A 12,886-nucleotide genomic window follows, 5' to 3' on the forward strand; every position below is an offset into this window, starting at 1 on the left:
GCGCCCGAGGGACTTACGATGGGACCGATTTGCAGGGCAAATGTGGCATCCGTTGGATGGGCGCGTGACCATTTTGGACAGAATTGCCGCCGCGGGTTGATTTGCTGGGAAATCGGCGCAACTCTGACATCATGAACGCGCCCACCCCCTTCCCCGGGAAAGCCCCTGCGCAGGTGGCTTTTCATCGCACCGAACTGAACATGATCCTGTCGCTTTATGGTCGGTTCGTCGCGGCGGGGGAGTGGCGGGACTACGGCATTTCCCACCTCAAGGACGTGGCTGTGTTTTCGGTGTTCCGGCGCACAGCCGAACATCCCATGTACCGGATCGAAAAACGCCCCGCCTTGCGGATGAAGCAAGGGCAATACGTGGTGTTGGGAATGGAGGGTCAGATCCTCAAACGCGGGAACGACCTGCGACAGGTGCTGCGGGTACTGGAACGCAAACTGATCCGCGCCGTCGACTAGACCAACCGTTTGCGCGCAAGGATATCCCCATCGCCCTGCGCCTTGATCCGCAGCGTGGCCTGCGCCAAACCTTCATAGACCACCGCCATATGGTGGGCATTGGCATGGATCATGGTTTCCGCATCCACCATCATGGCCACGTGACCTTTCCAAAAGATCAGATCGCCCCGCTGCAGGGTCGCATCCGCCGCCAGCGGCATCCCAAAGCCCTCCCGCTGCAAATCGCTGTCACCCGCGCAGGCATGACCGCTGGCCAAATAGGCGGCCTGCACGATACCTGAACAATCGATGCCGCGTGATGAATTGCCACCCCAAAGGTAAGGCGTGCCAAAGAACAACTGCGCCACCGTGGCGGGGTCAGAAAACGTCTGGCTGAGGGGCCGCAGGTGTTTTTTGGGGATGAACCCAAGGTTTGTTTCAAACATCTTGTGACGTTCATCGATCACGGTCACTTCGGACCCGAAGGACAGATGAACCAGATCGGCGGATTTGAAGCTTTCGGTGTCATAGGCATGCGTGGCCAAGGTCCCGACGCGGTGGGTTGGCGTACTGGCCGCGCCCAGCGCCGCTTCGCGCAGGTAGCCGACATAGCCATCCTTTTTGGCCTGCACAAAGGCCCAGCCGTCGCGTCTTTCGTAAACAGTGACAGCCGCGCCCATCAGCAATTGCCGGTCCCGTTTACCCGCCGGTGTTGCGCAAAGATCAACGACACTCTGTCCAACGCTGGCCGCCTCTCCTACGACGAAGGCGTCAGCCGTGACGCGGCCCTTCAGGTGGGCGGCGGCCACGCGTCCGTTGGCGGGGGTTAGCCTGCGGTCGGTCACAGGCCCAACACATCGGGCAGGGCGGCAAGCAACGCGCGCGCACCTTGGCAGGCACCGCCCTTGGGCCGTGCGGGGGCGGCTACGGGGTTCCAGCCGTAGATGTCAAAATGCGTGTAGGGCGTGTCCGTCACAAAGCGGCGCAGGAACAGCGCTGCGGTGATGGACCCCGCAAACCCACCCGCTGGCGCATTGTCGAGGTCGGCAATCTGCGGCTCAATCATCGCCTCGTAGGGGTCGTGGAACGGCATTTGCCAGACAGGGTCCGCGACCTCAGCGGCGGCTTGCGGAAGCGCACGCGCCATAGCGTGATCGGTGGTGTAGAACGGCGCAAGATCAGGCCCGACAGCCACCCGCGCAGCCCCCGTGAGGGTCGCCATTGAAACGATGTGATCGGGCTTGCCTTCCTCTGCCAAGGCCAAAGCGTCGGCCAGTACCAGACGACCTTCGGCATCGGTATTGTTGATCTCAACCGTCGGTCCCTTGCGGCTGGTCAAAACATCGCCGGGCCGGAAGGCAGAGCCATCAACAGAATTTTCAACGGCAGGGATAAGGACGCGCAACTGCACCGGCACGTTGAGAGCCATAATCATATGCGCGAGGCCAAGGACATTGGCCGCCCCGCCCATATCCTTTTTCATCAACCCCATAGAGGCACCGGGTTTCAGGTTTAGACCGCCTGTATCAAAGACCACGCCCTTGCCAACCAAGGTCAGCTTGGGGCCGGTCGACCCCCACGTCATGTCGATCAGCCGCGGCGCACGGGATGACGCGCGTCCCACCGTGTGGATCAGCGGCAGGTTCTGCGCCAAAAGGTCATCGCCTTCGATCATGCTGAACGTCGCGCCATGGGTTTGGGCGAGGGTTTCTGCCGCATCGGACAGCTCTTGTGGGCCCATATCGGACGCGGGCGTGTTGATCAGATCGCGGGTCAGACATTCACCTGCGGCGATCGCCTCAACCCGCTGTGCATCGACACCGGCGGGGGCGACGAAAGACGCCGCTGCTGCGGGTTGGGATTTGTATCGGTCAAACCGGTAGCTGGACAACAACAGACCCAAGGCCGCCTCATCCAAGGCAGGCCCGCTGAGGTCCGATTTCAGGTGATACACCCCCCCGGGCAGTTTTGCGGCACCTGCCGCCAAAACAAACCGGTGGCGGGTCTGTCCCTGCGGACCCAAACCGACGAAGGCTTCGCCAAACCCGCCGTTCCCATCGGGCACCATGCAAACGGCCCCCATCGCAGCCTTAAACCCGTTGGCCGCCAACCAGGCCGAGGTCGCTTTGGGCACGGATTTCAGCGTGGCATCTAGGTCCTCCGATGCAACGGCGATAAGGGGGATAGCTTCAGATGTCGGGGGGGCGAAAGTAGGGGACATGGGGCCTCTGGTTTTGGATTAGATCAAACCCTAGACCAAGGCCCGCGCGAGGGCCACGCATCAATAGGTGGAAATTGGACCCGCAGCGTGATCCAAGGCTTGGGTCATCAAACGCATCAAACGTGACAGGGTGGCTGTCAGGGCAACTTCATCCGGGTCGTCGATGCAGTAGACGACATCTGCCGCTACCTGCCCCATACGCCGCAATCCCAACTGGTCGGCCAACAAAACAATGCTGCGCGCGCGGGTTTCCAGCCGGTCAAATTGCCCCGACTGATAGTCATCATCAAGCCAGCGCAGATGGCGCGACAATTCTTCAAGCCCAGCGCAGATCACATCGCTGTGGTCAAATTCATCGCCATCCATCCCGAAAGGCGACAAAGCCCGAACGTCCTGCCCAAAGGATTCCTTGGGTATCAATTGCGCGACGACCGCTGCGCCTTGTTGGTTTTGATGATCCATCTGATCCACTCCTTTTGGCCCCGTGCGCAGCCCTAAGCAGATAAGATTGCTAATAGGTTTATCGGCGGCGGCATAAATCACTCGAAATTCATGAAAAATCGAATAAAAGGAGGCAGCTAAATCACGAAGGACCGACCCCATGCCAACTGCCCGCTTGTTGCCCGAATATCTGGTGCGCCGCTATCACGGTTGGAAGGCCACCACCTACGAGGAAAACAAAGGCTGGTATCAGCATCTTGCCGAAGACGGCCAGCACCCGCGCTGCATGGTGATTTCGTGCTGCGACAGCCGTGTACATGTGGAACCGATCTTCGGGGCCGATCAGGGTGAGTTTTTCGTCCACCGCAACATCGCCAATCTCGTCCCGCCCCATAACCCAGACGGCCATCACCATGGCACATCAGCAGCCGTGGAATACGCCGTAAAAGCGTTGAAAATCAATCACCTGATCGTTCTGGGCCATTCGCGCTGCGGTGGCGTTCAGGGCTGCTATGACATGTGTTCAGGCAAAGCGCCTGAGCTGGAAGAGAAAGACAGCTTCATCGGGCGCTGGATGGACATTTTGCGCCCCGCGTATGAGGCCCTGCCCGAAGGCGACGATGCAGAACGCATTCATCAGCTGGAACAAAGCTCCGTTCTGACATCGATGCGCAATCTGATGACCTTTCCCTATGTGACCGAAAACATGGAAGCCGGGCGGCTGTCGCTGCACGGGCTTTGGGTCGATATTTCCAGCGGTGCCCTGCAGCAATTCCACCCCGAGACGCGGACCTTTACGACCGTCTAAGGTTTGGCCTTGCCGCCACGTCACCCCTCATAGAAAAGGGCGCAACAGCGATCATCGGAGGTTTCTATGACTGATATCCTTGATCTGGCAGTAACCAACCTGTTGTCCCCTGTCATATTGTCGTTCGTCTTGGGATTGGCGGCTGCCTTGGGCCGGTCCGACCTGAGCGTGCCGGAGGCAGCGGCAAAGGCGCTTTCTATCTATCTGTTGTTCGCCATCGGGTTCAAAGGCGGCGCTGCCGTCGCCGCCAACGGGCTGGATGGCACGTTGATCGCCTCGCTCGGGGCGGGTTTGGTCCTATCTGCCGTTTTGCCGTTTGTCGCCTTTTTGCTCCTGCAAGTTCTGACCAACCTCAGCAGGGTCGATGCGGCAGCTGTGGCCGGCCACTACGGGTCTATTTCTATCGTGACGTTTGTGGCCGCGACGTCCGTCCTTGAAGGCCGTGCCATTGCATCCGAGGGCTACATGGTTGCCGTCGCCGCCGTGATGGAGGCCCCCGCGATCCTGTCGGCACTTTGGCTGGTGTCCACAGGCGGGTCGGGCCGCCGGATGGATGGCGAATTGATGCGGGAAATCATGCTTAACGGGTCCATCGTGTTGCTCGTCGGGTCGTTCTTCATCGGGGCTGTGACCGGCGCTGAGGGGCTTGCATCAATCTCTAGCTTCATCGTGGCACCGTTTACGGGTGTGTTGTGCCTGTTCCTTTTGGACATGGGTCTGGTCGCGGGACGTGGATTGCGAGAATCGCGCGGGGTATTGAACATGGGCGCTGTGGCGTTCGGGATTATCATGCCGGTCGTGGGCAGCATGATCGGGCTTGGTGCGGCGCTGTTGATCGGGCTGTCGCCGGGCGGGGTCGCTTTGCTGATGGTGCTGTCGGCCTCGGCCAGTTACATCGCTGTTCCCGCCGCAATGCGTGTGGCCCTGCCTGAGGCCAACCCGTCGGTGTATCTGACACTTTCTTTGGGGGTGACCTTCCCCTTCAACCTAACCATTGGCATCCCGCTTTATGTGGCGGTCAGCCAAGCCGTGACAGGGGGCTGACATGCAAACCCACAAAGCCAAGCGGGTCGTCATCACGATCGAAGCCATCATGCAAAAACGTCTGACCGATACCTTGGAAAAGGCAGGCGTTACGGGCTATTCCATTCTGCCCGTTTTGGGCGGGTCTGGCCGGTCGGGTGCGTGGTCCCGTGAGGGACAGATCAGCCGCGCATCGGGCATGGTGCAGGTCGTGTGCATCATCCGCGAAGAACGCCTTGATGGCCTGCTAGAGGCCGCGTTTGAAGTCGTCGACAAACACATCGGCGTTGTCACCATCACCGACGTCGAGGTTCTGCGGGCAGAAAGGTTCTAGCCTGCCCCAAAAGAAGGGTCGGGATTTCCCGACCCGGGCTGCTGTCTGTGTCCCAGATCACAGTTTTCTAGGTTTTGCGCAGGTTAACTCTGCCGATGATTTAGAGACGCGATTTGAAAGGACACGACATGACAACGGACACACCACCATTTCCCGGTGCCCAGAAAGACCCGATGCTGCTGATCGGAATGCGCAGTATCGAATTGAAGGAGGACGGGTATTTCACCCTCGCCCCCAGTCAAACAGTGACCTATTCGGCGGCCCGTCCCGTTCATGCGATGACCCTGAACGCAGGCGACAAACTGTACCGCGTGTTCGGCGGCAAAAACAAAGCCAAAGCAAAGGGTGGGTTCTGGGCGCCAGAACCGCCCGCCAAGGACGACACCGAAGGCGATTGGCGCGCCACGAACGCGGTGGAACCCGCGTGGAACGCAGGCACGCACGTGGCGCAGCTGACCGTCAAAGAGGACTGCACATTACAGACGTGGTTCGGGGAGATTGAATCGCAACCCGCTCTGACCGACGACAACAAGACCATCGACGGCTGGTGGCTTGTGGGCGGTGGACAGCAGTATTTCTGCCAATTCTGGACCAAAGAATTTGACGCGGCTGTGACCGTAGAAACCTTGGGCAATACGCCGTGGTCCACCGCCAAAGCCGCAGCACCCGCCATGCCTGCCAAGGAGGTCGCAGTGGTCGCAAAGGTGGGCGATCTCGACACCAATGTCGAAGCCTTCGCCCACATCGCCGCACTGTCCCATCTGGCCGACAGCCTGCGCGCCGTCGCATCCGCGACCGACAACGAAGACGAGGCCGCGCATATGGCCGAGGCCGCCAACAATATGGCCAACACGGCCAATGTGCTGCTGTCCGAGGTCGACAACGATCCGATCGCTGTTGATCTGGGGATCCGGTCCAACCTTGGCCTTGCCCGCTATATCGACATTGATCCAGCCCAACCCAATGCGGAGGCTGCGATTGGGGCGCTCAACGCCGTGATCCACAATGCCGCGGCGATCAACAACCGTCTGTAAAATACGAAAACGCCCGCGAATCCTGTGTCGGACCCGCGGGCGCATTCAAACTCTTACGCCGGATATCAGCCCTTTTTCAGGACCCGTGCGCCCAGTGTTTCGGCAATCTGCACTGCGTTCAGGGCCGCCCCTTTGCGCAGGTTGTCGGACACGCACCACAGGTTCAGACCGTTTTCAATCGTGCTGTCCTGACGGATGCGGCTGATGAAGGTGGCGAAATCGCCGACACATTCAACAGGCGTCACGTAGCCGCCGCTTTCACGCTTGTCGATCACCATGATGCCCGGGGCCTCCCGCAGGATGTCGCGGGCTTCGTCTTCGTCGAGGAAGTCTTCGAATTCGATGTTGATCGCTTCGGAATGGCCGACGAACACGGGCACACGAACACAGGTGGCCGTGACCTTGATCGACGGGTCGACGATCTTCTTCGTCTCCGCGACCATCTTCCACTCTTCCTTGGTGGATCCGTCTTCCATGAACACATCGATGTGCGGGATCACGTTGAAGGCGATCTGCTTGGGGTAGACCGACGGTTCAACCTCTTGGCCCGGAACGTAGACCCCTTTGGTCTGGTTCCACAGCTCATCCACGGCGTCTTTGCCGGTGCCGGACACGGACTGGTATGTCGACACAACGACGCGCTTGATCTTGGCGCGGTCGTGCAGCGGCTTGAGCGCCACAACCATCTGGGCTGTCGAACAGTTCGGGTTCGCGATGATGTTTTTCTTGGCGTAGCCTTCGACGGCTTCGGGGTTCACCTCTGGCACGACGAGCGGCACATCGGGGTCGTAGCGATAGAGAGACGAGTTATCGATGACAACGCAACCGGCCTTGGCGGCCACGGGGGCGTATTTCTTGGTGGCATCGGACCCGACCGCGAAGAACGCGATGTCGTAGCCTGTGAAATCAAAGGTATCCAAGTCTTTCGTTTTCAGGATCGTGTCGCCAAATGTCACTTCCGTGCCCATGGATTTGCGGGAAGCCAGTGCGACAACCTCATCCGCTGGGAACTGGCGCTCGGCCAGAATGTTGAGCATTTCGCGGCCCACGTTGCCCGTGGCACCACATACGACGACTTTATAGCCCATCTGCTTGGTTCCTTTTTAAGACTCACCCCTATGGTGAGGCCCGCGCGTCTTAGCGGCTGGGCGCCACAAACAAAAGGGGGTCTAATCGGTTCTATCTTGGCTGAAGGCATAAAGGGCAAGGCCGCAACAGATCAGCACACCATAAAACAAGAACAACGATCTGAAGGGATCGTGCGCCGTGGCCTCCCACCCTTCGAACAGCCGACCGGTGACAATCTGCATGATGCCGACGCCGCCGATCCCGAAAAGGTTCAGCAGCGTGACACCACGGCCGGTCAAATGTTCCGGGAAGAAGGGCCGTGCGTGGGCGATCAGGACAGGGAACGACCCGCCCGCAAAGCCGATCAAGGACAAAAAGGCAGTGGCCGTCCAGATGGAGGCATCGCCGGGCATCACCACCAAGGCGAAACAGCCCAGCGCGCCCAAACCGTTCCCCCCAAAGACCACCCATTTGCGGGTGCCCAGCCAACGGTCCGCCGGTCCATACAGAAAATTACCCGCGATCATCGCCAACCCCATGACCAATGTCACGGTGCCAATCAGCGCGGTGTCCGCGCCGAACTGCTCCGCCCCATAGGGCCCCACCCAAAGGCCGCGAATGCCTGCAGCGGGGGCGTAGTTCACGAACATCATTGGAAAAATCAGCCACAGCGCCCTGATCTTGAGAAGGTCCAGAACCGACCCTTTGGGCGCGTCACCTGTCGTCTTGGGCGGGTCTTTGACCGTCAGCCACAAAGCGACCGAGACAAGCAAGGTCAGCACGGCCAAGGCCACCATCGTTTCACGCCAGCCCAGCGCGTCGACGGCCCATGCCATGGGTGCGGAGCTGGCAAGATTGCCCAAACTGCCAAAGCCGATCATCGCGCCGGCCAAAGTCGAAAACATCGCTGCCGGATACATCTTGGCGAAAATGTAGTAGGCGGCCATCAGGACAGGTGAACACCCCACCCCGATAAGCGCCATCGCCCATGTGATATGCGCAGGCGTCTGCGCCACGGCGAACAACATCGCACCCCCTGCCCCGCCGACCGCGAAAAGCGTCACTGCCGTGATGCGCGGCCCGATGCGGTCCAGCGCCTCCCCCACGGGGATTTGCATGGCGGCAAAGACCAGAAACCAAAGACCGGACGCAAAGGCCAGATCAGCCGAGGTCGCCCCCAGATCGGCCTCAAGCGCGGGGGTCAGAACGGCCAGAAAGGCACGATAAAACTGGCTGAGGACATAGCCCAGCACCAAACAGATCAGACCAATGCGCATGGTATCCCCCCTTGGCCATCAGGTGGCATGGTGCGACATGTAAACGCAAGTCGCCTCATTCCTGACCAAAACGATAAGCCATAGATGGACGTGCGGCCCCAGATCAGCTATCGCGCTGATATGACCGACAGCGTCCAACATCACACCCAGCCGGACCGGCCCCCGTGGTTTTTCGCAGACAAAGCCATTGCCGCCTTGGCCTTCGCGGTCGCGGCCTTTCTCCTGCTGCCGCATCTGGCCGTGCTCTTGGCGTCGGTGACTGGCGATACGGAGACGTTGCGCCATTTGGCGGAGACTGTTTTGTGGCGCTACACGGGCAATACGCTGGCCCTTGTGGTGATTGTTGGCACGGCGACCTTTCTGATCGGCACTGTGGCCGCTTGGCTGGTCACGATGTGCGACTTTCCGGGACGCAGGTGGATGGAAATTGCGCTGGTGATTCCGCTGGCCTTTCCCGCCTATGTGCTGGCCTATGCCTACACCCATGTGCTGGATCATCCGGGCATCGTGCAAACACTGTTGCGCAATCTGACGGGATGGGGGCCGCGCGATTATTGGTTCCCTGAAATCCGCAGCCTTGGCGGGGCGGCGGCGATGCTGTCGTTGGTGCTTTATCCTTATGTCTACCTCCTCGCCCGTGCGGCGTTCCTTGGGCAAAGCGCCACGACGTTTCTAGCGGCACGGTCCTTGGGCAAATCGCCGACCTCTGCCTTCCTGACGGTATCCTTGCCACTGGCCCGCCCTGCCATCGCCGCTGGTGTTTTGCTCACGATGATGGAGACCATCGCGGATTTCGGCACCGTGTCCTATTTCGGCGTCCAGACCTTTGCGACCGGCATCTACACCAGCTGGTTTTCCATGGCCGACAGGGGGGCTGCGGCGCAGCTGTCCCTTGGCTTGCTGGCCTTTGCCCTGCTGCTCGCGATGTTGGAAAGGTCCAACAGAGGCCGCGCGCGGTTTTCAAATGGCAAGCGCCAAGACATCATCGCACGGATTCCGTTGCGCGGCGGCGCAAAGGTGGGGGCCTTTGTGTTATGTGGTCTGCCGGTGTTGTTTGGCGTGATCATTCCGGTGATCGCCCTCAGCTTCATGGCGGTCGGGTCTGAACAGGACCTTCTCAGCCCGCGCTACCTGAAATTCATCACCAATTCACTGACCCTTGCGGGGATCGCGGCCGGTGTGACAGTCTTTGTGGCCGTTCTTTTGGGCAGCTTTGCACGGCTGCGCAATACGGCGGCGGCATCGGGGGCGTTGTATATCGCGCGGGTGGGATATGCGGTGCCCGGCGGTGTGATTGCCGTTGGCCTGATCGTGCCCTTTGCGGCCTTTGACAACGCGCTGGACAGCTTCATGCGCGACACCTTTGATGTGTCCACCGGACTGTTGTTCACCGGGTCCATCTGGCTGTTGATCGGGGCCTATATGATCCGGTTTCTGGCCGCCGCCTTGGGGGCCTATGAAGGCGGGATTGCCGCCGTCAGCCGCAATATCGACGCCGCATCACGGGTCTTGGGGCAATCGTCGGTGGGCACCATCCGGCGGGTGCATGTGCCGCTCCTGACGCCGAGCCTTCTGACCGCTGCGCTGATCGTCTTTGTGGATGTGATGAAGGAACTGCCCGCAACCTTGATCATGCGACCGTTTAATTTCGACACGTTGGCTGTACAGGCGTTTCGATTGGCATCTGATGAACGCCTGTCTGGGGCAGCGGTGCCCAGCCTTGCCATCGGGGCCATTGGGTTGCTGCCTGTCATCCTGCTGTGCCGCAGGGTCGCGCGGCACGACGCATAAGTGGACCGCGAATAGAGAAAGGGCGCAGCTTTCGCCGCGCCCTTCTGGTCTTCGTAGATTAGAATTTATTCCCAACCGACATCGTTGAAGATCGTCAACGCGAGGGGCAGTTGCTTGGCCACTGCAGACAGATCCACGTCATCGGCCTGAAATTCACCCAAAGATGCGACTTCCTCGCTCAGCACGACACCTTCTACGGCTGGGTATTCATCGTTCCCGGCTGAGAAGTATTGCTGCGCCTGATCAGAGGCGAGGTATTCGAGGAACGCCACCGCGTTGTCACGGTTCGGCGCGTTTGCGGCAACACCGGCGCCGGACAGGTTCATATGCGCACCTTCTGCGCCTTGCGACGGCCACTGGAGGCCCACCATGTCGATGCTGTCTGACAGGCCGTCGATGTCTTTGCGGATGGCGCGGGAAAAGTAGTAAGAGTTGCTGACCGAAATCTCACATTCGCCGGATACGATCCCGCGCAACTGGTCCGTGTCACCACCCTGTGGCGCACGTGCCATGTTGGCAACCACGCCTTCGGCCCACATCCGTGCCACGTCTTCGCCGTGGTTTTCGATGATCGAGGCCAGAAGTGTCTGGTTGTAGGTGTTGGTTGAGGACCGGATGCAGATCATGCCTTCGTAAGCCGGATCGGCCAGATCCAGATAGCTGGACGGCGGGTTGCTGACATCGGCCTTGTCAAAAAAGATCACGCGCGCACGCTGGGAAAACCCGAACCACTGGTTGTCGCTGTCTTGCAGGTTGGCCGGGATGCGATCTTCAAGGATGTCGCTGTCCACTGCTTGCAGGATGCCCACGTCTTTGGCCCGTTCCAGACGGGAGGTGTCGACGGTCAGCAAAATGTCGGCAGGTGAATTGCGGCCTTCGGCCTCCATCCGGGCGACCAGTTCGTCGGCGTTGCCTTCGATGCGGTTGATTGTGATGCCGGTCATATCCTCAAAGTCGGAATACAGACGTTCATCGGTGTCGTAGTGCCGCGAGGAATAGAGGTTCAATTCACCTTCGGCAAAGGCGGGTGCTGCGGTCGCAAGCAACAGGGCGGAAAGGGTCAGGCGTGTCATGTTTGATGCTCCATCTAAATCTGACTTCTTTTGTCGGATACTCGGCCGTGCAGAGCCGGTCAAGCATTTCTGACAAATTTTATCGGATTTAATTTCACTTGACCCAAAGCAGACTGTCCGCCCTGTTCAGACGCAGGAGGATCGCAAAATGGCAAAGTCGACATTCACAACAATACCCAGCCGCCAAAGCTATGATGTGGTGATCATCGGCGGCGCGATCTACGGGTCGGCCGTGGCGTGGTTTTTGACTGACAATCCGGATTTCGATGGCACGGTCCTGGTTATCGAACGGGACCCGACTTATGAAAAATGCGCGACGGCCCATACCAATTCGTGCATCCGCCAACAGTTCAGCAACCCGCTGAACGTCCAGATTTCCCAATTCGGGGCGGAGTTCATCAAGGGGTTCAAAGGCTTCATGGGCAATGACCCACGTGTGCCTGATCTGTCGATCCAAAGCTACGGCTATATGTATTTGGCGGACACCGATGCCTTCGCGGATCAGCTGCGCGCGTCCCATGCGGTGCAGGCAAAGGCAGGTGCCGCGACCCAGCTGATGACCCCGGATCAGATCAAGGCTGCCTACCCGTTCTACAATGTCGACGACGTTTTGCTGGGGTCCATCAACCTTGTGGATGAAGGATATTGGGACGGCGGCACCGTTTTTGACTGGTGGCGTAGGTCCGCGCGCGAACGCGGGGTTGAATATCTGGCGGGTGAGGTCGTCAGCCTGTCGGTCTCTGGCAACGCGGTTGACAGTGTGACGCTCGCGTCAGGTGACGTCATTGCCTGTGGTCAGGTCGTCAACGCCACTGGCCCACGCGGGGCCAAGACGGCTGCGATGGCGGGCATCGACATTCCGGTGGAGCCGCGCAAACGCTTTACCTGGATCTTTTCCGCCGAACACCCCTTGGACCGTGACCTGCCGCTGACGATTGATCCCTCAGGCGTACACGTCCGCCAAGACGGGCCGCAGACCTATCTGGCGGGCGGACATGCAGAGGTCGACCCAGCGGTGGATTTTGACGATTTCAACATGGATCACGGGCTTTGGGAAAACCACATCTGGCCCACCATCGCGACCCGCATCCCCCAGTTCGAGGCAATCAAGGTCATCACCGAATGGGCCGGTCACTATGATTTCAACACCTTTGATCACAATGCCATCCATGGCCCCCATCCGGAGATCACGAATTTCCACTTCCTCAACGGATTTTCCGGCCACGGGCTGCAGCAATCCCCTGCCATGGGTCGCGGCGCGGCCGAGATGTTGGTCTACGGCGCATACCGGACCCTTGACCTTAGCCCGTTCGGGTTTGACCGGATCGCCAAGGGCGAACCCTTTGGCGAAAAGGCCGTGATCTGATCGC

13 protein-coding genes are annotated in these 12,886 nt (G+C 59.7%); 7 read left to right on the top strand and 6 right to left on the bottom strand.

Translation table 11 applies throughout. From position 1 onward, the window contains the following. Positions 1–131 precede the first annotated feature (131 nt). Positions 132–467, top strand: a complete 336-nt coding sequence (locus ACTG36_RS00415; RefSeq protein ID WP_375279367.1) for a DUF2794 domain-containing protein — start codon at positions 132–134, stop codon at positions 465–467. Here the strand turns inward: ACTG36_RS00415 and ACTG36_RS00420 are convergent. Genes ACTG36_RS00420 through ACTG36_RS00430 form a run of 3 tightly spaced genes read right to left on the bottom strand, consistent with a single transcriptional unit; the run spans position 464 to position 3,129 of the window. Next, positions 464–1,291, bottom strand: a complete 828-nt coding sequence (locus ACTG36_RS00420; protein WP_375279368.1) for a C40 family peptidase — start codon at positions 1,289–1,291, stop codon at positions 464–466. The two genes, ACTG36_RS00415 and ACTG36_RS00420, sit on opposite strands and share 4 nt — an antisense overlap. Beyond that, positions 1,288–2,667 (bottom strand): leucyl aminopeptidase family protein, encoded by a 1,380-nt coding sequence (locus ACTG36_RS00425; RefSeq protein ID WP_375279369.1) that lies wholly within the window; start codon positions 2,665–2,667, stop codon positions 1,288–1,290. Before ACTG36_RS00425 ends, ACTG36_RS00420 begins: the two co-directional genes overlap by 4 nt. A 60-nt stretch (positions 2,668–2,727) precedes the next feature. After that, a complete protein-coding gene (locus tag ACTG36_RS00430; protein ID WP_375279370.1) occupies positions 2,728–3,129 on the bottom strand; it encodes a hypothetical protein in 402 nt (133 codons plus the stop codon). A 139-nt stretch (positions 3,130–3,268) separates the two neighbouring features. Between ACTG36_RS00430 and ACTG36_RS00435 the strand changes: the two genes are divergently transcribed. The 4 genes from ACTG36_RS00435 (at position 3,269) to ACTG36_RS00450 (ending at position 6,307) form a co-directional block, all read left to right on the top strand. Beyond that, complete coding sequence (locus tag ACTG36_RS00435; protein ID WP_375279371.1) at positions 3,269–3,916, top strand: carbonic anhydrase; 648 nt, start codon at positions 3,269–3,271, stop codon at positions 3,914–3,916. Between the two features lie 66 nt (positions 3,917–3,982). Next, positions 3,983–4,960: a sodium-dependent bicarbonate transport family permease gene (locus ACTG36_RS00440; protein WP_439141179.1), complete on the top strand. Its 978-nt coding sequence runs from the start codon at positions 3,983–3,985 to the stop codon at positions 4,958–4,960. Position 4,961: 1 nt separating this feature from the next. After that, positions 4,962–5,273 (top strand): P-II family nitrogen regulator, encoded by a 312-nt coding sequence (locus ACTG36_RS00445; protein WP_375279373.1) that lies wholly within the window; start codon positions 4,962–4,964, stop codon positions 5,271–5,273. 128 nt (positions 5,274–5,401) lie between these two features. Then, positions 5,402–6,307, top strand: coding sequence for a hypothetical protein (locus ACTG36_RS00450; RefSeq protein ID WP_439141181.1), 906 nt, complete (start codon positions 5,402–5,404; stop codon positions 6,305–6,307). Between the two features lie 65 nt (positions 6,308–6,372). Here ACTG36_RS00450 and ACTG36_RS00455 read toward each other — a convergent pair whose 3' ends face one another. Further along, positions 6,373–7,395, bottom strand: coding sequence for an aspartate-semialdehyde dehydrogenase (locus ACTG36_RS00455; RefSeq protein ID WP_375279375.1), 1,023 nt, complete (start codon positions 7,393–7,395; stop codon positions 6,373–6,375). An 81-nt stretch (positions 7,396–7,476) separates the two neighbouring features. Then, positions 7,477–8,652 (bottom strand): MFS transporter, encoded by a 1,176-nt coding sequence (locus tag ACTG36_RS00460; RefSeq protein WP_375279376.1) that lies wholly within the window; start codon positions 8,650–8,652, stop codon positions 7,477–7,479. 120 nt (positions 8,653–8,772) lie between these two features. Between ACTG36_RS00460 and ACTG36_RS00465 the strand changes: the two genes are divergently transcribed. After that, positions 8,773–10,443 carry an ABC transporter permease gene (locus ACTG36_RS00465; RefSeq protein WP_375279677.1) on the top strand — a complete coding sequence of 557 codons (1,671 nt, stop codon included), beginning with the start codon at positions 8,773–8,775 and terminating at the stop codon, positions 10,441–10,443. A gap of 65 nt (positions 10,444–10,508) precedes the next feature. Here the strand turns inward: ACTG36_RS00465 and ACTG36_RS00470 are convergent, their stop codons facing one another. Beyond that, positions 10,509–11,516, bottom strand: a complete 1,008-nt coding sequence (locus ACTG36_RS00470) for an extracellular solute-binding protein (RefSeq protein WP_375279377.1) — start codon at positions 11,514–11,516, stop codon at positions 10,509–10,511. 148 nt (positions 11,517–11,664) lie between these two features. Here ACTG36_RS00470 and ACTG36_RS00475 point away from each other — a divergent pair, with 148 nt between their 5' ends. Next, positions 11,665–12,882: an NAD(P)/FAD-dependent oxidoreductase gene (locus ACTG36_RS00475; protein ID WP_375279378.1), complete on the top strand. Its 1,218-nt coding sequence runs from the start codon at positions 11,665–11,667 to the stop codon at positions 12,880–12,882. The last annotated feature ends 4 nt before the right edge of the window (positions 12,883–12,886 follow it).

Source organism: Pseudooctadecabacter sp., assembly GCF_965657175.1.
In the GTDB taxonomy this organism is placed as follows: Bacteria; Pseudomonadota; Alphaproteobacteria; order Rhodobacterales; family Rhodobacteraceae; genus Octadecabacter.